This window comes from Arenibacter catalasegens (assembly GCF_002909235.1).
Taxonomy (GTDB): domain Bacteria; phylum Bacteroidota; class Bacteroidia; order Flavobacteriales; family Flavobacteriaceae; genus Arenibacter; species Arenibacter catalasegens.
In genome coordinates this window covers 120,666-141,362 of the sequence record NZ_PHQQ01000012.1, presented here as the reverse complement: position 1 = coordinate 141,362, position 20,697 = coordinate 120,666, and the positions used below count along the sequence as shown (strand labels likewise).

18 protein-coding genes are annotated in these 20,697 nt (G+C 37.0%); 1 reads left to right on the top strand and 17 read right to left on the bottom strand.

Features of this window, described 5'->3' with window-relative positions:
• Positions 1–192: 192 nt before the first annotated feature.
• From CWD90_RS11590 to CWD90_RS11535, 12 genes are all read right to left on the bottom strand, one after another.
• A complete protein-coding gene (locus tag CWD90_RS11590) occupies positions 193–669 on the bottom strand; it encodes a GAF domain-containing protein (RefSeq protein WP_103476224.1) in 477 nt (158 codons plus the stop codon).
• Between the two features lie 62 nt (positions 670–731).
• The gene (locus CWD90_RS11585) at positions 732–1,178 is read right to left on the bottom strand and encodes a VOC family protein (RefSeq protein ID WP_103476223.1); all 447 of its coding nucleotides are present in this window, start codon (positions 1,176–1,178) and stop codon (positions 732–734) included.
• A gap of 141 nt (positions 1,179–1,319) precedes the next feature.
• Positions 1,320–1,736, bottom strand: a complete 417-nt coding sequence (locus CWD90_RS11580; RefSeq protein WP_239986507.1) for a GNAT family N-acetyltransferase — start codon at positions 1,734–1,736, stop codon at positions 1,320–1,322.
• The gene (locus CWD90_RS11575; protein WP_103476222.1) at positions 1,729–2,400 is read right to left on the bottom strand and encodes a lysoplasmalogenase; all 672 of its coding nucleotides are present in this window, start codon (positions 2,398–2,400) and stop codon (positions 1,729–1,731) included. Before CWD90_RS11575 ends, CWD90_RS11580 begins: the two co-directional genes overlap by 8 nt.
• Before the next feature lie 21 nt (positions 2,401–2,421).
• Positions 2,422–2,721, bottom strand: coding sequence for a hypothetical protein (locus CWD90_RS11570; RefSeq protein WP_103476221.1), 300 nt, complete (start codon positions 2,719–2,721; stop codon positions 2,422–2,424).
• 56 nt (positions 2,722–2,777) lie between these two features.
• Positions 2,778–3,437, bottom strand: coding sequence for a hydrolase (locus CWD90_RS11565; protein WP_103476220.1), 660 nt, complete (start codon positions 3,435–3,437; stop codon positions 2,778–2,780).
• Between the two features lie 146 nt (positions 3,438–3,583).
• Entirely contained in the window at positions 3,584–4,138 is a 555-nt protein-coding gene (locus CWD90_RS11560) for a DUF3124 domain-containing protein (protein ID WP_103476219.1), read from the bottom strand.
• Between the two features lie 135 nt (positions 4,139–4,273).
• Positions 4,274–4,504, bottom strand: a complete 231-nt coding sequence (locus tag CWD90_RS11555) for a (4Fe-4S)-binding protein (protein ID WP_103476218.1) — start codon at positions 4,502–4,504, stop codon at positions 4,274–4,276.
• A 2-nt stretch (positions 4,505–4,506) separates the two neighbouring features.
• Positions 4,507–4,800: a GNAT family N-acetyltransferase gene (locus CWD90_RS11550; protein WP_239986506.1), complete on the bottom strand. Its 294-nt coding sequence runs from the start codon at positions 4,798–4,800 to the stop codon at positions 4,507–4,509.
• Positions 4,801–4,856: 56 nt separating this feature from the next.
• Entirely contained in the window at positions 4,857–5,735 is an 879-nt protein-coding gene (locus tag CWD90_RS11545) for a pirin family protein (protein WP_103476216.1), read from the bottom strand.
• A 76-nt stretch (positions 5,736–5,811) separates the two neighbouring features.
• Complete coding sequence (locus CWD90_RS11540; protein ID WP_103476215.1) at positions 5,812–6,402, bottom strand: Crp/Fnr family transcriptional regulator; 591 nt, start codon at positions 6,400–6,402, stop codon at positions 5,812–5,814.
• A gap of 9 nt (positions 6,403–6,411) precedes the next feature.
• Positions 6,412–6,831, bottom strand: coding sequence for a DUF1801 domain-containing protein (locus CWD90_RS11535; RefSeq protein WP_103476214.1), 420 nt, complete (start codon positions 6,829–6,831; stop codon positions 6,412–6,414).
• A gap of 175 nt (positions 6,832–7,006) precedes the next feature.
• Between CWD90_RS11535 and CWD90_RS11530 the strand changes: the two genes are divergently transcribed.
• Positions 7,007–7,852 (top strand): DUF2911 domain-containing protein, encoded by an 846-nt coding sequence (locus CWD90_RS11530; protein ID WP_103476213.1) that lies wholly within the window; start codon positions 7,007–7,009, stop codon positions 7,850–7,852.
• A 140-nt stretch (positions 7,853–7,992) separates the two neighbouring features.
• Here CWD90_RS11530 and CWD90_RS11525 read toward each other — a convergent pair whose 3' ends face one another.
• The 5 genes from CWD90_RS11525 to CWD90_RS11505 form a co-directional block, all read right to left on the bottom strand.
• Entirely contained in the window at positions 7,993–11,118 is a 3,126-nt protein-coding gene (locus CWD90_RS11525) for a DUF5107 domain-containing protein (protein WP_157941206.1), read from the bottom strand.
• A gap of 7 nt (positions 11,119–11,125) precedes the next feature.
• A complete protein-coding gene (locus tag CWD90_RS11520; RefSeq protein ID WP_103476211.1) occupies positions 11,126–14,446 on the bottom strand; it encodes a VCBS repeat-containing protein in 3,321 nt (1,106 codons plus the stop codon).
• A 263-nt stretch (positions 14,447–14,709) separates the two neighbouring features.
• Positions 14,710–16,287, bottom strand: coding sequence for a SusD/RagB family nutrient-binding outer membrane lipoprotein (locus CWD90_RS11515; protein ID WP_103476210.1), 1,578 nt, complete (start codon positions 16,285–16,287; stop codon positions 14,710–14,712).
• A 10-nt stretch (positions 16,288–16,297) separates the two neighbouring features.
• A complete protein-coding gene (locus CWD90_RS11510) occupies positions 16,298–19,315 on the bottom strand; it encodes a SusC/RagA family TonB-linked outer membrane protein (protein WP_103476209.1) in 3,018 nt (1,005 codons plus the stop codon).
• A gap of 161 nt (positions 19,316–19,476) precedes the next feature.
• Entirely contained in the window at positions 19,477–20,562 is a 1,086-nt protein-coding gene (locus CWD90_RS11505) for a LacI family DNA-binding transcriptional regulator (protein ID WP_103476208.1), read from the bottom strand.
• Between the last annotated feature and the right edge of the window lie 135 nt (positions 20,563–20,697).

The window sequence follows — 20,697 nt, the reverse complement described above, 5'->3', positions numbered from 1 at the left end:
ACGCACAAAACAAATTGAAAAGAAAACAGTACAAATCAAAAAAGCTGAACAATGTTATCATTGTTCAGCCTTAATATTTAAATTTAATCCTTCAATAATCTGTATCGATTATTTAGGATGAGACATAAAATATAAAAAAAGGACTTTCGATTAGAAAGTCCTTTTTTTATATAAGCTGCGGACTACATAAGTCTATTGACTTATAAACCCACCAATTTTTTCTCCAATACTTAATAAATCACTCACTTCTTCTTTGGTAAAGTCATAAGGAACTGGTTTGGCAATACCAAGGGTTCCGTATAATTTACCATTGAGCAACATAGGAACAGCGATAGAACCCTCTACTTTAGTTTCTTTAGCGGCTGGGCGTGCCACTCCGGAATCATCGGTTTGTAGGTTACACATTTCTACGGGTTCACGACGTTCCGCCGCAATACCCGCCATTCCTTTTCCAATTGGAATCTCGGAAAGTTTAGGCACCAAAAAGGGAGGAATACCTTGATGGGCCTGTACCATTAACAAGGAAGTTTGATCATCCAAAAAATGAATTGTTCCCGTAGTACAGCCAAAACTGGAAATAATGGTGGCAAGTACCTGCTGCCAATCAGTACGATCTTTATTCAGGAAGGAATCTATTATAGTGTGCCGTTGTGCATTTTCCTTATTCATATACTTTAACTATTTTTTTATAACCAAATTTAGTAAATCTTGTTAACTATAGACTAGGATTTCTAATCGTGTTTGGCATTATTTACTTCGATCCAATACCCTTCTGGATCTCGGAGATATATCTGACGAACTCCATCCGAACGTAAGGTAACAGCTCCTTTTTTACCTGGCCAATCCTCATATTCAATATTATTCTTTTTCAAATGTCCAATAAAAGTTTCCAAGTTAGGAGTGGACAAGCATAGATGCATGGATTTATGCTTTTTCATGACTACAGTATCCTTGTAGATCAGGTGTAGCTGTGAATTGCCCTGGACCAAAAACCAACGAAATCCTGGGGCCTTATCGGGATGGGGGATTTCCTTTAACTTAAGAATATTGAAATAAAAATCTGCCGTAGCATCCAAGTTATTAACGATCAAGGAAGAATGGTCTATTTGGAAATCAAAGCCTTGTGCATGGATTTGTAAACTAAAAAAAACGACGATCAGAAATAGTGATTTATGCATGTTTAATAGGTTTTTATTTTAAGTTATTATAACAAGTTTTTAGGATTTACACGTTCATAGTGAGAAAGAAAAATTTGCAGGAAAGAAAGGTACTTAAAAATGAATAAAATGATATAGGCTATTCAGTTTTAGAGATAACTTTTAACGTATTATCATTTTTTCCATCACTATATAGTCAATTTCATGTTTGCTAAAAACCTTGTTGGTGACCTCAAAGCCAAATCTTAAATAAAAATCTTTTTTGTCCATTCTCGCGTTACACCATATTTTACTTACTTTATTATCTTCCGCGTAAGCTATAATATAGGAGAGGAGTTGGCTACCATAACCCTTGCCCTGTGCTGTCTTGGCTGTGGCAAGTTTGCGAAATTGAGCTTCCTTGTTTTTTATAAATAATGAAACTACAGAAACTAAGACATCATTTAGAAAGAGTCCAAAGTGGATTCCTTGTTCATCATTGGGTAGAATTATATAATTTAATGGCATGTTTGGCCACATAACATCATGCCTTAAGGGATAGGTATCTTTAGCCCGAATTTGCCTTATATTTTCAGTCATTACTTGCTAATATGCCTTTAACTATTAAATATTGTGCCGTTGCGTAAGTTCCCATCACCAATAGATGGGACCAAGGTATTACCGTAAGAAACTTATTGATGGCCAAAATACTATCAGACGCAATAAAAAACAGCGCCCCAATGAAAACCAATTTAAAACTTGAGGTATTTACCTGATCCCTCCTGCCATAGGCAGTTAGAGCCAAAGTGAGAATACCTAGGATATAGATAATTACTGGAAATTTTAAGGGACCCAGATGATCATGTAAAACTAAGAAGAGGGTAGTGCCATAGGCCAATAACATTCCAGTAACCCACGGCAATTCTCTTTTAAATAGGTTTTTGCCTTGTGTAAAGAATACGATGGCATAGTTAATATGTGCTAATAAAAAAGCTATTAGGCCAAGCATAAAATAGATAGAAGAGAGATGGTCATAAAGCAAGAGAATGTCCCCCAGTAATGAAAAAACGAGTGCCAATAGTGTAAAGCGATATACCTTTTTGGATAAGTTTTTTCCGGTCGTCCCAAAATACAATATAAGGGCGATAAGTATAAGTGGTTTGGTAAACTGCCTCAATTCCTGAAAGTGCATCGATCCCATTACTAGATCCAAAAAAACCAAAAGTATAAATATGCCTAAAAATAAATATGCCTTTAATTTCATTCTATAAAACGCTTAGGGATGTTAATTATGGGAAGGATATAATTTCCTTTTTCGAACTACAACGAAGCAAAGGCCTAATTGCAGTACTACAGCAATAGCATTGGTTAGCCAAAGGGCCACAGTGTTAAATCGGATTCCGTAAAAGCACCAAAATAGATAAATAAATACCCAGCCAAAAATAAAGCCGTTGGAAAGACTACTTAGACCTTTATAACGGTATTCCTTATATACTTGTAGGGCAATTACTAGGCAGGCACTTAGACCGGCTACAATTCCAATACTTTCAAAAATACTTTCTGGGATGCTGTGTATAATATTCATGTACTAAAAGCTTAATACCTGTTTATATTGGTGTTGGTTGTTTACTTTAAGGAAGCTTATTCAGTTCTGTACTTAATCATAATTTCCTTGAATAATTCGCTCGTGGACGGCGGAGTATAAGAAATAGCATTGGCACCTGCTTCTATTGTTCTCAAAATATCTTCTTCTTTATGGCCTCCTGTAGCCAATATGGCAATCTCGGGGTCAATATCCCTGATCCGTTTAACGATATCAGCCGTTTTACTGGCACCTGAAACATTAAAAATGTCCACTCCAGCCGCAATCCGGCCTTTAATGTCATCTTTTTCGGAAACAATGGTAATCGTAACGGGGATATCTATTTTCGCCTTTAGTCGTATTATTAATTCATTGGGTGTCGGCTTGTTTAAAACCACGCCCAAGGCACCCTGAAATTCTGCGTGCAAAGCCAATTCCACCGATCTTTTGCCATTCGTAATGCCGCCTCCAACACCACAAAATATAGGCTTGTCGGCTGCCAAAATTAAAGAATGGGAAATTAAGGGTTGGGGCGTAAATGGATACACGGCAATGATGGCATTGGCATTGGTATTTCTAATAATGGCAACATCCGTGCTAAACAAGAACGATTTTAGCAATTGGCCAAAAACCTTTATGCCAGAACAATTGTTAATAATTTCCGGCACTTCCACTATATTTTTTCTTAGTTTACTACCAAAAGTGGGCACCTTTATCATAACGTATAAATGAATTAGGTTGAATAGAAATAGTAAGAAGGATGGTGAATATTCCTTTATCTTGACCAGTTTAAAGATACTCTTTTTTTCAATCGGTAAGTAGGGTGGGGGTAAGCCAAATGTAAATCAATTAATGGAATCCACAGTTATAATTTTATTCCTCTTGTAGTGAACGAGATTCCTTGTTGTCCTGTTGTGGATATCATTACAGCTTCAAAAATAGGCTCATGATTATTGGATTTTACGGCCCAATCAAAAACAAAGTTGGCTCCCGTACCACCATATTTATCATCTTGGTCTATAACAATTTCTATAGTTTCCAAGGGCTTTACAAAAATAGGTTTATCAAAATAGGTGCGAATAAGATCTCCTTTGGTATTGTAGTATTCGGCTTTAAGTATATAAATAGTATCTGTATTGCTTACGTTCCTCATACTTGCCGTGGCAGTTAAATGATGAAGTGTTTTTTCAGTTCCATCATATATGGAGGAATATATGGAGGAATATATGGAAAGATAAGAACTCCCTTTAATTAAGGTGTCACTGGAGGGGAGGGTAATGTATTTCTTTTCCCAATTAATGGGATCCAAGTGACTTACTTTCTTTTCCTCGGTACAACTAAGGACCATCATGAGGACACACAAAGCAATACCTAATCTATTTCCAAAAAAATGGAGACCATTCCGAAATATATAAATCATTCTACCTGCACATTACTTTATTAAAATTTGGCACGATAACCCTTTACAACCCTCAAGGGAATGCTTGTCACCGTATAAATATACTCTATATATGCCAAATTAAATGTTTATATGTAGCCCCTAAGCTATAACTTTTTAACTTTTGTGGTTCATATAAAATGATAAAGCGGCAGACGGACATTTCGAAACCTGGGACTTTAATTCTTCGGTAGAAGCATTTTCCGGCTTTATCCAGGGTTTACCTTTGGGATCATAAACTTGCGGTAAGGTTTTTACACATATACCAGAATGAATGCATTTTGAAGGCTTCCAGACTATGGTAATTTCACCATTTGTGTATTCCTTGAAATTATCTTTTTGTTCCATAATTATGCAATATTAATTCCTTTTAAGACCAATTTTTTCCAGTCGGGGTGTCTTTTAATGTAGGTTGCTACAAATGGACACATTGGAATTAGGGTTAATCCCTTGGTTTCAACATCCTCCAATACCCGTTTTACCAAGGAGGAGGCTACCCCTTTTCCTTCCAATTCCTTGGGAACCTCCGTATGGGTGAGGTAGATTTTATCTTTTGCCATTATATATTCAATTTTGGCAATAACACCATCAATATGATATTCATATTGTTTGGCTTCCGTATTATCGATCAATTTGTAGTCCATAAGTATCTTGATTAATCGTTAGTTATAATTTAATAAATCTACTTCCAATAAAAATATTACTCCTCTAAATAGCCAAATTTTCCTAAGTTGTAATCTTTGATTGCCTGTACTATTTCTTCGCGCGTATTCATTACAAATGGACCTTGAGCGGAAATGGGTTCGTTCAATGGTTCTCCGCTTAGAATTAAAACTGTTGATTTTTTTGTGGCCTCAATATTAAAATCCTCGCCCTCATTTTCGAAGAGCACAAAATTATTTTCAGCTATGGTCTGCAAGCCATTCACATTAATTTCTCCATCTACTACCAACAAGGCTGTATTGTAATTACTCGGGAAGGTAAATGCTGCTTTTGTACCTTCTTCTAGCTTTGCATTGAACATATTTACTGGGGAAAATGTTGTGGCCACACCCTTAACATTTTTATAATTCCCTGCTATCACTTCAATGACGCCCTTGTGGTCTGCCAATTCATATTTATTGATTTGGGAATTTGTAATGCCTTGATATTTTGGGGCAGACATTTTATATTTGGCAGGAAGATTTACCCAGAGTTGCGCCATTTGAAAATAACCGCCATTCTTACTAAATTCTTCTTCATGGTACTCTTTATGAAGTATTCCAGAAGCGGCAGTCATCCACTGCACATCACCTACGCCAATTACCCCACTGTTCCCGGAACTATCATGATGGGCTACCTGGCCCTGGTAGGCTATTGTAACCGTTTCAAAACCCCGATGTGGATGTACACTTACCCCCCTTGGTTTGTCTGAAGGTGGAAAATAAAAGGGGGAATTGTAATCCAGTAATATAAAGGGGTCCATTCGTTGCATATCTAGCCGATATCCACTAGGGATAAAATTATGCACTCTAAATCCGTCACCAACATAATGGGGCTCTCTTGGGACTACCACTATTTCTATATTTTTTGTTTTCATCTATTTGTCTTCATTAATTACCTTACAATATTACAAGAACCTTTTTTCCTGTACATTGATGTATGATAAGACGAACTTAGTTTGGTTTAAAGTTTTTATGCGCCAATTCTTTCCGCACTCTACTTAGGCTTTCTGGTGTAATGCCCAAATAGGAAGCTATCATCCATTGTGGTACCCTTAGGGTTAGATCAGGATATAATGTTATAAAATTCATATATCGGGTTTCGGCACTGGCACTTAATAAAAGGTTGATTCTTTTTTGTTGATGTCGAATATGATTCTGAAGGGCAATTTGATTATATTTTCTGAAAGAGGAACTTATTTCACTGGCTTCATTAATAAAATCGGAACTTATTAAGACTATATCAGTGTCCTCAATGGCATCGATAAACAAATCTGATGGTTCATTAAAAAAAGTACTGCTGCGATCGGAAACGATCCAATTTTCTGAACCAAACTGTATAATATGTTCCCTGCCAGGGTTGTCCACCGTATACGAACGCAAGAGACCTTTTTCAACAAAAAAGGAATGGTGGCAAACTTCTCCGGGACGCAGTATGACATCCCCTTTTTCTATGTTTTTAAATTTTATTTTTTTGATCAGGAGTTGAAATTCCGGTTCAGGTATATTCGCCTTGGCTTTTAAATATTTAGTGAAATTTTGCATATAACTATATTATTGGGAATTTTTTCTTTTAAAATGTAGGTATGATGAATTTACCAATTCTGATAGTACGTCCAGATCTATATCGGACAATCGCTTAATATATAGGCAGGACTTGCCTGTTTTATGCGGGCCTAATTGTTCCAAAACTTTTTGCTGCTTGGATAACCCGGACATAATATAAATCGAGAAATTTAGTTTCCTGGGAGAAAAGCCAGTTAAGGGCATATCTCCCTCCCTGCCAGAATCATACTTATAGTGATAACTACCAAAACCCACAATACTTTCGCCCCACATCACAGCCGGTTCATTGGTGGTTCGTTTAAATAATTCCAATAAGGCATATGCGTCTTTCCGCTTTTCCTTGCTCTCAAAAGAGTTTAAAAACGAAATTACGGATTTGTTATTTGGTTTTGTTTTGTTTTCGGACATCACCTGGGAATTATCGTTGATTAAATTTACTAAAAAAAAGATGTAGAACTAGCTGCGCTTCTATGCATTAATATTTCTTGGATTTTATGATTTGGTTGTTGCAATATTTGTTTCTGACTTCCAGATTCGTCTTTTAATATGTAAATTAGCAGTAAATAAATAAACACGTATTAACATGAAAAAAATAACACTATTAGTATTAATGATTGCTGTATCTTTTGGGATGCAGGCACAGATCAACACACCGCAACCTAGTCCTTCAGCGACACTTATCCAAAAAGTTGGATTAACCGATGTTACTGTTGAGTATTCTAGACCATCTATGCGCGGTAGAACTATTTTTGGGGATTTGGTACCATATGATAAATTATGGAGGACAGGTGCTAATGCACGGACTAAAGTTACCTTTAGTGAAAATGTAAAGATTGGTAATAAAGAGCTTAAAGCTGGGTCTTATGCCATTTTTACCAAACCAGGCGCTACCTCTTGGGAAGTTATCTTTTATAACGAAGCCGATGGTGGAGGAACGCCAGCAACTTGGGACGAAAGTAAGGTTGCTGCCAAAACCACTGCTCAAGTGCAAAAGATGCCAATGGAGGTTGAAACCTTTACCATTTCTATCGATGATCTTTCCGACAACGCTGCTACTCTAGGGATGCTTTGGGCAGATGTGTATGTAGGGGTTAAATTTGATGTCCTTACAGACAAAGCAGTTACCAGTGCCATAGACAAAGTCATGAAAGGGCCTGATGCCAATGATTATTATGCAGCTGCAGTATATTATATGAATTCGGGAAAGGATATAAACAAAGCCAAAGAATGGATGGACAAGGCCATGAGTTTGACGTATGAGCCTGCATTTTGGCAATTAAGACAACAATCTTTAATATACGCCAAGGCTGGAGATAAAAAGCAGGCTATTGAAACCGCAAAAAGATCTTTGGCTGCCGCTGAGGCTGCAGGGAATGCGGACTACGTAAAAATGAACCAGGACTCCTTGAAAGAATGGGGGGCTAAGTAGTATTCAAGTATAATTAGTATAAAAGGCTCACTGAAATGTGAGCCTTTTTTTTGGTTTAATTTTAAAAAAAAATATCGCTTGTATTGATGTCGAGGGTTATAGGATTGTCCATTGAATGATGGTCAATTTTACAAATACAATTAATATTGGCTTGCTCCTGTCATTAATTTCCATAAGGAATTATTCAAACCCTTTTGGTTTTTTATTTCCTTTTGTGGTTCAGGAACGTTGTTGTACAATGCTAAAACGTACTTGGCTGTTTTATTACCGTTGGTATTGGATTCAGAAAGTTGACTTAGTAAAAGCTCCAATTCTGCGTCCTTCCCTAATTTTTTAAGTGACAAGAGTTGAAATAGGTCATTTGGTAATACCGTGATTTTTTTACCAGTACTGGTATGTGATATAACATCGGCTAAATATTGTTTACTTTGGTTAAGATCGTTCAGCGATTCATAACTATAAGCCAGTAAATAATCTTGTAATCTTTTATCTGCATGGAAAGGCTTTCCAACCCCAAGATTTTCCGGCCATTCTTTGGAAGCTTGTAAAAGTGCTATTGCCTTTTTATAATTCTTGGCTTTGATACTTTCCAATGCCAAAAAGAGATGAGCCTGGTTATAAATGTGTTTACTTTCAGAAGCATGTTCAAAAGGTAGTATTTGTATGTCTTTTAAGACTTCTACCGTTTTTACATATTGACCGACTAACAAGGATGCCTTTGCATAAATTAGACCTAAATTGGCATTTTTTGGATATTTGAATATCGATTTTTTGGCCAATTTAAATGCGGATTCATTTTTATCATTGTTTAAGTAGAATTGAACCAATTCTTCCCTGAGTTTCCAATCGGAATCGTTTAATTGCAGTGCCCTTAAATAATCTTTTTCATTGCTGGAATAATCTTCATGTTCAAACATTCTAGCCCTAAAGCGATAAAATATGTCCGAATCTGGTTCATTTCCACAATCTTTTAGAAGTTTTAACCCGAGACTTTTTTGGCCAACAGCTATGTAATTCTGCGCTAGGTAATATTTCAATTTCCAACTCTCATTTTTAGAAATTGCCCACTGCAATACCGGTATGGTTTGGGATCTATAAGGGAAAACAAAATCGATTGGTAATTGTAAAGTGTTCAACAAGAATTTATTACCAAAATCTATATCCTGGTTTAAGTAAGTTGCCCAAAGATTCGTCTTTACATTGTTTTTGGATAACTTCAATACCTCCATTGCATCATTTTTCAATCCGATACTATTATAATAAATGGCCAGTTCTAAAATGGATTCATCAGGGAATTCATTATAAAGTTGGTTGGGTTTGTTCAATGGGGTGTTGCCTGTCCTAAATTGAGATTCAATTTGGGCAAAATGATTTAGTGGATCTATTTTCAAAAACTCGGTAAACTCCAGATCAAATTCATTCACCCTATTATTCTTCCTAAGCACAAGCAATTTAATTTTTCTCGCATTCAGGTTATAGGTGTTGTAGTCCAATGCCTTATTCGCATATTGCTCCGCTTTGGTCATGTTCTGAAGTAATAAATACATCTCGGCCATTTGGGCATAAGAAACAGATTTATATTTCATGCTTCTGGCTGCCCATCCAAAAGATTCCAAAGCATTAATATAATCACTTTGGGAACGATATATAATTCCCGCCAAGTAATTGGCTTCGACCGCATAAGTATCCTGTTTTAATACCCTATTTACATATTTCAATCCAAGGTCATAATTGGTTTTACGATACTCCAATTCCGCTAATTTCAGCAAACCTTCTTGATGGGAGGGATCAAGGCCCACCAATTCTTTTAATTTTGTATCAGCAAGATCATAGTCTCTAAATTTTAGTGCCTCCCAACCTTCATGGTATAGTTTTTGGCTTTCAGAAACCTTTTGTTTTTCATCATCAATAAAAGGTCGTTTTATTAGAGTTCCTTCACCATTGGACGAATAATAAAGCTTCTTATCACCCAATTGCACCACAATTTCCCCTGAGACTTGTATAGGGAATTGTTTTGAAAATATTTCCATGGGCTTTAAATTAATGTCCTCCGAAAATAACACTTGTCCATTTATACTTACTTGTAATTTATCTTTAAGGAACTGCAATGCATTAATTCCTATATAAAGTTCTTTATCTAATTCCTTTACATTGAGCACACCGTATTCGTTGGCATCTACCATTCCTCCAATTTCCTTGAATGGAAACCATATTTCCTTCCAACGATCCATCACATATGGTTCAAAAGTAGCTTGGGAAATGGGATTGGTTTCTCCGGGCGAATATTGATTTAAAAGTCGTCCTGCCTGAAATTCCATATACTGTCCATCGGTATCTGTAAGCAGATCTTCCCATATGCCACCCGACCTTGCCATGGACCATAACCAGAGTTTTTGTCCGGGCATTTCTTCATAGGGTGCCCAATGTCCAAAACCAAATTTACTGTTGTGGTAATATCCTCCAAAAAAGTCCTTATAATCTCCTACAACATGTTCGGAGATATCCTTATCAAAATTATTGTTTTTATATAGCGCCAAATTCCGCCCTTCGGCGTCTATAGGCCATGGTTTGGCTGCTCCGCCGTGTTCCAAAAATTGATTTCCAGGATATATGAATTCTAGGTCATCCGTGACCACAGCCGCAGCTGTCATCCAGTTGTAATAAGATTCATTAATCGGGGAGCCGTTATACCAGGAGGCATTGGTCTCAAAATAAGCTTTGTCTTTTTCGAGCCTAATTTCTACCCTCCAATCGGTGTGGGAGGGAAGGTCCGAGCTACCTACAACGCAACTTACACTGCCATCTTTATTTGTTTTTATCATATAATCTACAGGAGTAGCCGTAGACGGATGATGACCTATAATCCCAAAATTGAATTCAATTCCTCCGGAAGTCCAAGGACCGCGCATTGAAATATTCCGGAACTTGACCACTTCATTTTTATAAAGGAATTCTTCTCCTGTACTTTTCTCTATAGCTCCCCAAACTTTCCCGCCTATTTCGGGTAGCACATAGACTTTAATATATTCGTTCTCCAGAGTTACTACTTTCCACTTTTTCTTTTTTGAAGTATGTTCATAACCTTCAAATTTGAAATAAGGAAAAATTTTGGCGTTGTCCGTTAGAATAGGCACAGGATTTGGATTGCTGTAGTCATAGGTGTCCAATGACTTTAATTCTTCCTTAATGGTAACGGACCCCGATTGGGACCACATTCCCCAACATAATCCCATGGCAATTATTAGGCTGATACTACTTGTTTTCAATTTTCTATTATTTAGTTGATTCTATTTTATACGTTGCAATGCCATCATTATTCCTCACGAACAAAACCACTTTGGTTTTATCAGCTAGCATCAATTTGGTGACATCCCTTATTTCTCCATCAATGTTTAAACCACTCTCCATTACACTGGCCGGTCTAAAATTTCCTTTACCGTTACCAATTAAGACTAGACCCTTATTGGCATCATACCTTCCAAATTTCACTCTAGTTCCAAAGAAATTGCCTCCCATAATAATATCTTCATTACCATCATTATTAATGTCATCCGTTAGAATCCCATAGATGGGTGAAAATTGTGTTTGAAGGGGTAATGGGACTAATTTAAATTTGCCATTTCCCAGGTTTTCCATATAGCTGGTGTCAAAATTTTTGGCTTTTAAGACCAGTGCTTCTTTTAATTCAGCTGCGCTAAAAATATCTGTAATTTTCGCAGAGGCGTAATCGGAATAATTTAAATATTTTCCTTTAAGCCCACTTAATTGTCCTACCATATCATCTTTCGAAAAAACAGGAAATTCCTCTCCCATGTTATAGGAACTCATAATAGGGTCCAAGGAACCATTGTTATCAAAATCTTTAGTATACAAACCAACTGGCTCGGCTATAGATGTTTTCAATTGGGAATTTCTACCGAAGTTTCCAATGATATAATCCATATCACCATCCTTGTCAAAATCACCTTGTTCAATAGTGTTCCACCAACCTTCTGAATCAATAAGGTCATTATTTTCGGATAGCTCCACCAATTTGCCTTCCACGTTTTTGAAGGTTCTGATGCCCATCCATTCTCCAACAATAATAAGGTCATTAATTTTATCGTTATCAAAATCGGTCCATAAAGCGTCCGTAACCATTCCGGGATATTCAAGTTCGGAATTTACTGCCGTAGTGATATCCTTAAAAATTCCTTTTCCATTATTTTCTAAAATATAACTTCTTGGTGAAGTAGGGTATTTGCCAGGCACCAATCTACCGCCTAGGAACAGATCTAAATCCCCATCCCCGTCAATATCAGAGGCTTTTACACATGAGCCACTCATAAGCATCGTTGGTAATGCCGTAACCTTTTTAGTAAAGTTGCCCCTGCCATCGTTCATGTATAGCCTGTCCTGTAATTCTAAGGAGCCTTCATCAAAATCATTGCCACCACTTACCACGTATAGGTCCAAATCGTTATCGTTGTCCGCATCAAAGAATAAACACCCAATATCCTCTGACCCTTTATCGGTCAAAAATATTTTTTCATTGACGGCCAAAAACCTTCCATCTTTTGTTTGAACGAACATTTTACCATCACTCCCTTTGGCACCTCCAACATATATATCTTCCAAACCATCATTATTTATGTCGGCTTTGGCGATTTTTGGACCTTGGGTAGATAATTTGTGGGGCAGTAATTGTTCCCTTTTAAAATCGTTATAATCATTTTCCAAGTGTTGGTAGGGGACAAGGCTATCCTTAGTTATATTGGTAAAATAGGTATTCCCAACTAGTGCTTGGGAAGTATTCTCAATTATAGTGGCATCCTTTTGATTAAGGGTAATGGTTTGATCGGATTTTACATCGGTCATAACTTGAACCTTGCCATCTGGCCAGATAATTTTAAGGCCATCGATTTTATCTACTGTCCCGAGGCCAAAAATTAGATTAAAATCTACCGAGGATTGAAATCCTCTTGTAGGCATCAGTTCCTGCATAAGTATTTCATTTCCAAAAGTTAACAAAACTTTTGAGCCAACCCCAAAGGTGTTTCCCCCTTCTCCTTTAAAATTGATTTTCAAATGATGGTTACTGTTATGTAAATCACTATTATTTCTGTAAACAAAAGGATATTCGTCTATATTGTTGACCACAAGATCCAGATCACCATCGTTATCCAAATCAGCGTAAACAGCACCATTGGAGAGCGATTTCTGATCTAGGCCCCATTTTTTGTTAACTTTGGTAAAAGTTAGGTCACCATTATTGTGATAGGTATAATTTTCTTCAATGGTAGCCGGCATGTTCTCCAAAAGATCTGTAATTGCCGTTTCAACACCTGTTTTATTTTGATTGATTCGATCCTGTACGGCATAATTTAAAAAATCCATATTGGTATAATCCCGCTTTACCCCGTTGGTTATATATAAGTCCTTGAAACCATCATTGTCCAAATCTGTAAAAAGGGAAGCCCAACTCCAGTCTGTATTGGATACCCCCGCAAATTGACCAATTTCTGAAAATGATTGCCCCTGATTGTTCAAATGCATCATGTTTCTCATGGTCTGATAATAAAATCCAGATTTTTCCAAGAAGCTATTTTTATCATAATTGTCAGGACCCGAGACCATTTTTAGGCGGTAGTTGTTCTCAGGAAGCATGTCTAAGGTCATAATTTCCGGATACCCATCATTATTGATATCCGCCACGTCGGACCCCATTGAAAAATGGGAAGTATGCCCTATATATTTTTCCAGACTTTCAGTAAAAGTACCGTCATGGTTATTGATATATAAATAATCCTGTTCCTTAAAATCGTTTGAGATATAAATATCTGGCCAGTTGTCATTATTTATATCCGATACTGCGATACCAAGTCCAAAACCCAATACATTGGAAACAAGACCAGCATCATCACTAACATTGGTAAATTTCCCATTATCGTTATTATAGAGTCGATCTTCATAAGCAGGATTTCTTTGCTGTTTCAGGTTATTTGATATTTGCCTAAAACTGGAATATTCTTGAGAGGAATGATTAACCACATAAAGATCAAGATCTCCGTCCCGGTCATAATCAAAAAAAGCACCTTGTGAGGAATAACCGGCATCGTCAATCCCATATTCCGCGGCTTTTTCAGAAAAGGTTAAATCCCCATTATTTATGAAAAGTAAGTTTTTTCTTTTGTAATCATCTTTGGCTGCTGACCTACAGACATAGATATCCAAATATCCATCCCCATTAACATCTGCCATAGTAGTTCCCGTATTCCATAAACCTTCAGCAAATACCCCTGCTTTTTCTGCAATTTCTTGAAATTTAAAGTTTCCTTTATTAATGTATAATCTACTGCCAACCATGCTTCCTGTAAAATAGAGATCAGGAAGACCGTCGTTATTAAGGTCACCCACAGATACGCCACCACCATTGTAGATATAACCATAGGTTAAAATATTAAACTCTTCGGTTTCCTTTAAAATAGGTTTAAAAGTAATTCCAGTTGTATTGCTGGGCATTAAGGAAAACATTTTACTTTGATCTACCTTCTGACAAGAAAGAAATATTATTGTTGTGAGAATCAGGCATATTTTGGTGATTGTATTACTCATATTAAGAAGGAATTTAGCAACGATGGCTAGATTTCATTTGTTAGATATTAGCGCCAAAAACTTAAACCTAAAAGGCTAAATTAAGGAAGGTAAGTTAAGCATTTATGGGGACTCACCAATATAAATGAATAGGTTTAAAATGAATTTTTAGTTCAGTATTAGTGCAATATCTGTATAGTACAAACTTTATGGTATAAAAAAAACCTGTGATTTTAAAATCACAGGTTTTCTATTTATTTACTAATAAATTTGATATTTAATTATCAAAAGTTTGGTCCGCCAGTATCAAACCATAACCTAGTGGCTATGTTGTCCGGACCACCTAATTTTGCTGTTGCATCTGCAACACCAGCTGCGTTACCTTCTCGTTCAGCATTCACAAATGGCATTCTTTTTATAGCCTCTCCTGGAGGTATTACACCCCAATCAGCATTACTGCTATTTTGGTACACTGGAGGTAGTTTAGGATAACCCGTTCTTCTGTAGTCTGCCCATGCTTCCATTTCATTGGTATAGGCAGCAATCCATTTTTGGGTAATAATTTTCTCCAATTTCACCTCATTACTAGCAGCTTCATCCCAAGCTACGGTTGTGGTAATTTGATTAACAAAATCGTTAACCGCACCCACAGCGATTGGATCATTGTAGTCTATAGGCAAACTTGTATTGTCCGCTAAATATGCGTCTACACCACCTGCACCCCATAGTTCAAAGGAAGCCCTTACGCCTGCCTCATAATTGGATTGTGCATCACCGGCACCAGTCCAATTACGTAGGGCAGCTTCTGCTTTATTGAAGAGTACTTCATCTGCGCTCATTACTTTACGCTTAGTAACTTTACCCGGATCATTAAAAGATAGATCGATAGTAGAAAAACTTAATCGGTCATCCTTGGCAACCAATTCGGCGCCGTTACGGATACCCTTATAAGGCATATCTGGATGATCGGTAACCAAAGACATATCTGTTACTGGATCAAAGAACGGTGCAATTCTGTTATCTTTGTAACCTATCAATATAGATTCCATGGTCGCACTCATTCTAGTATCTCCCCACTCAAAACAAATTTGGGCTGGGTGAAATTTTCCGCCGTACAAAGAAATGTTGAAGTTATCGGCGTTGGTCTCAATTAATCCAACTGGATCGGCTAACGCTTTTTCTCCCTGTGTTTTGGCCATAGCAGGGGCTACCTTGGAGATACGCATAGCCAATTGTAATCTTAGGGAATTGGCATACCTTGCCCATTTACCAACATCACCGCCATAACTAGCATCAAAGTTGTTTAAACCAACATAGTCGGTATTAGCACTAAAATTTGCAATTATTCTATCCAAATCACTAAAGAAGGCAGTATATAACGCTTCTTCGCTATCATATAGAGCACTTTCTGTAGACCCATAATTGGTATAAAGAATAGGTCCATAATAGGTAGTAACCCGTGACATGGAAACAATTCTAATTAAATTGGCCCATTCCACAAATACGTCATAACCATCTGCTGCAGCAATATCAATAACCTGTTTGGCAGGTGCCATAATATTGTTGTATTCCCTTGCCCAATAGCCATTCCAACGTATGTAATAGGTAGTGTTATTTACACCGCCTACAAATGGGGTAGGAGTAGCCAAATGCTGCGCAAAGGTAACATTGGTTAAATTATGATCCACCTGGTTACCAAATATTTGGCCCAGCATTGAAGAATAAAACGCACCAACGTGGTTGAAATCCTGCTTTAAGGATTCTCCCGATATTTGATATGGATTAGTATTCGTTTCTTCAAAATCGTTGGTACATGCACTAAAGGCAATAACCATTGTAATTAGATATATTAACTTTTTCATCTTTTATAAATTAGAATGTTACTTTTAGATTAAATCCATAAGTTCCTGTAGAAGGAAGATTAAAGTTATCCAATCCCTGAGCATTTTGATTGGTACTCATTGCCAATTCTGGATCAAAAGGTGCTTCCTTACTGATAAAGAACAAATTGTTACCAATAAAAGAGATTGAGGCCGCTGAAATAGGCAGTCCCAAATTGGAAACATCAATATTATAACCCAGAGACAGTTGGCTCAACCTAACGTTGGTACGGTCGTAAATATATGCCTCTCCAATACCGTTTCTATCGCCAATAGCTCTAAACCAAGTTTCGGCATCCACTGTTGTTATGGCGGCTCCAGAAGTCTGGTCTACACCGTTTACAACTACACCACCAGCATCCCGGGCATCTGCACTTCTTTGTGAAACCCCAGCACCGTCCAACATGGATTCAGTTTGACTAAATACTTTACCTCCAAATTTACCATTTATTTGCATACCAAGGTTAAATCTCTTGAAGCTAATATTGTTGTTCCATCCCAAGGTCCATTCAGGATCCAAGTTTCCAATTAGCTCTGAAGTAGCAGTTCTTAATGGTTTTCCAGCATCAAATAAGATACGTCCTTGGTCATCCTTTAAAAATTTAAGAACATAAACATCGTTGAATGCGCCACCTTCTACCAATTTAGAGGTATAGCCCTCAGAAGAACCTAGGTTAATTATCTTGTCATCATCAGGTCCTATATCTACAATTTCGTTGGTATTTTTAGTAAAGTTAAATGCCGTTACCCATTGAAGATCTTCAGTTTTAACAGGCGTTGCACTAAGGGTAATTTCAACACCCTTATTGGTTATTTCCCCTGCATTAATGAATTTGGTAGTAAAACCACCTTCAGATTCAGACGATAATAAAGGCACATTAATAAACTGATCAGTACTAGTAAGGCTATAATACGTAAAGTCCAATCCTAAACGATTTTGAAAAAATCTCCAATCAGCACCAAACTCCAAACTGGTAATGATTTCTGGTTTTGCATCCAAGAAGGGTTTTACCGTATTTCTGTTTACTCCACCACTTCCAGTAACTGAATTTTGTGGGTTTATTCGGTTAAATGGTACCTCGTTACCAACCTGGGTATAAGAAGCCCTTAATTTCCCAAAACTTACTGCCTCTGGCATGGTGAACATTTCACTCAATAAAGCGGTAACACCTACAGAAGGATAAAAATAGGAATCATTTCCAGTAAGTGCCAAGGTGGAAGCCCAGTCATTTCTACCAGAAAGATCTAAGTACAACATGTCTTTATAACCAAACTGAAAGTTGGCAAATGCCCCTTGTTTAATTACAGACCCATCGTAGGTTGAACTTACCTGCACATTAGTGGGCAAGTTTTGAAAATTAAATTCATTTGGATAAAGTAAACCTACAGTTCCGGTACCTACACTAACACCATCTCCATATACTGTCTTTTGATAACTTCCTCCCAATACAGCATTTAAACTAAAATCATCGCTTAAAGCGGTGTCATAGCTTAATATAGCATCGGTATAGACCAATTCATCATCATACTTTCTGTAATCCCAAGCACCTTTTGGATGTACGTTGGTGGAGTTGGAGGTAGCCGCATGCTGTTGTTCAAACTCTTTTATTGCATAATCGTAGTTACCCCTAACCTGCAATTTGAGTTTTTCGGTAATATCATATGCAATATTTAAGCTTCCAATAACCCTTTTGTTTTCGTCCGTTTTTGGTTCCTTATTGATTATCCAAAAAGGATTGGACTGGTGGTGATCCACAACAAACCAGTTCTGCGCCCAAAGGTTTCTATCTGTATCGAAGGTTTCATAATTATTCTGAAATTCGTAGAAATTCCTATTTCTTGGGAACATATAAAGACCAGTAAGTGGGTTTAAGTAATATCCCGCAGGCAGCCTATTTTCGGTCTCTTCAAGAGCCAAAATAACATTGGAAGTAACAGTCACCTTGTCGTTAAACAACTTCGTAGATTGTTTAAAGGTAAAGTTGTTTTTCTGATACTTATTTTTCGGTGTAATTCCAGAAGCAGAAATGTTAGCATAGGAAAAATAGGCCGTTGTCTTGTCTGTACCACCACTTATAGTAACCGAATTATTGAAGTTATGTCCTGTTTGGAAAAATTCCTCAACGTATTCACTTGCATAATCACCAGGGGTTGTAGACCAACTTTCCTTAGCATTTCCAATAGCACCATATTTAAATTGCAAATCAGGCAATTCTTGAAAGTGCTCAAAAGTATAACCAGAATTTAAGCTTACTGTAGTCTTTCCAGAAGTACCTTGCTTGGTTGTAATTACTACAACCCCGTTGGCACCTTGACTACCGTATAATACAGCTGCGTTAGAACCTTTTAGGATACTGATGCTTTCAATATCATCTGGGTTTATGGCGGATAGTCCGTCCCCAGCATCAACTCCACCCCACATACCAGGTTGACCACCTTTGTTGTTGGCCATTGGAATACCATCAATTACAAATAGAGGAGAACTATCACCACTTAGTGATTTGTTACCTCTAAGTACAATCTTGGTAGAACCACCAGCACCAGAGCTACTTTTCTTAATCTCTACCCCAGCTGCCTTACCAGAAATACTGTTCATAAAGTTAGGATCTCTTGTGGCAGTCAATTCATCTGCCCGAACTGTTTGTTGGGCATAGGTCAACGTTTTTTCTTCCCTTTTAATACCTAAAGCTGTTACAACAACTTCACCAAGTTGTTCTGCATCTTCCAGCATAGATACATTTAAGGTGTTCGAGGCACCTACAGTAAGGGATTGTGATTTCATTCCAAGAAAAGAAAAAACCAATACATTACCGCTAGCCGCTTCAATGGAATAGTTACCATCAAAATCGGTCTGAGAGCCGGTAGTAGTTCCTTGTACCAATACGTTTACACCTGGTAGAGGGGAACCATCCGTAGCATCGGTGACCGTTCCTGTCACCGTTTTGCTTTGCGCCAGTAAAGGGTAAGTCCCCAATACCAGTACAAAAAATAATAGCAATTTTTTGATCATAATAAAGTTGTTTGAGTTAATAAAATAGTTGTTTGTTAATAATAAGTTAAAGGTGAAATTAACCTTTTTTTTTAAACTAACAAATAGTATTAGTGTTAATGTGTTCGAACACATTAAATAAAACCTTAATTTTTTTAAGGTTTCGGTGAAATATAACTTCCTTAAATATAATATTGAGCATTTTCAGAAGTAACAATATCTATAGGTAAGAATTCCTGGGCAGGTAAACTTTTGCCGAACAGGAAATGTTCAGCCAAGTAGCTTACGCTTAGATAGGCCTGTCTATGGGGTTTTTGGTGAATTAAAAAATCTATGGCACCCTCTTGGAGAAACCGCAAGTTTGGTTTTAACAAATCGTATCCAATTACTGTGCTATTCCTTTGTTCAAGTTTTTGAAAAGCTTCGACCAATAAATACGCCTTTGAATTGGTAACAAAGAATGCGCTAATGCTTGGATTATTCTTTAAGAATTGGGAAACATCGGAGTTAAAAGAGCTATTTTCAGCAGAATTAAATTCTTTAGATATCATTTTATGCCCATTACTGTCCTTTCTTTCTATGAAAAATTCTTTGAAACCATTTTCCTTTAATTGCATATGAGGCTCTTTATTGATATGGATTATTGCAATATCATCATTCTTACCAATAATTTTATCCATTAAACTGGCGGCTACCCTTCCGCTTTGCGCAAGGTCTTGACCTATAAAGATTTGCTCTTTAATGCTATTTATGTGGTTATTGAACAATACTACGGATATTTTGTTGAGGCAACACTCCCTTAAAACTTCGTGAGATTCATTCTCAAAAATGGGTGCCATTAAGAGAACGTCAGGCTGTGACAGAACCGATTGCTGTGATTGATTTAAAAAAGAGGATTTGTCATTAGGGTCATAAAAATATTTACTAACTGAGACACCAAAGGGTGTAAATTGATTTGATGCTTCAATTACGCCTTCATTGGCAGGAATCCAATAGGGATCTATATCGGGGTCGGGAAGTAATACATGGATGTTATAAGTTTTGTTTCTTTTTAGGTTCCTGGCAATCGGATTGGGTTTATAGTCGATTTCCTTTAAAATTTTGTCAACTTTCTCGAAAGCCCTCTGAGAAACCTTTCCTCGTTTATGTAATACCCTATCCACTGTTCCCTTGGAAACACCTGCCATTTGGGCAATGTTCTTTATTGTGTACTTTTCTTTGATCATTATAAAAGGCAAAAAGAGGGGAGGAATTTTATCATTAGGCATCTAATTTAACTATTAGTTAACATTAAATGTAGAAATAATCCTTGTAATCTACCTAAAACTTTTGAAAAGCTGCTCGAATTCTAGGGGAAGCTTGTCTTTTGAAATCAATTCCAATACAAAAACAATGATACATAT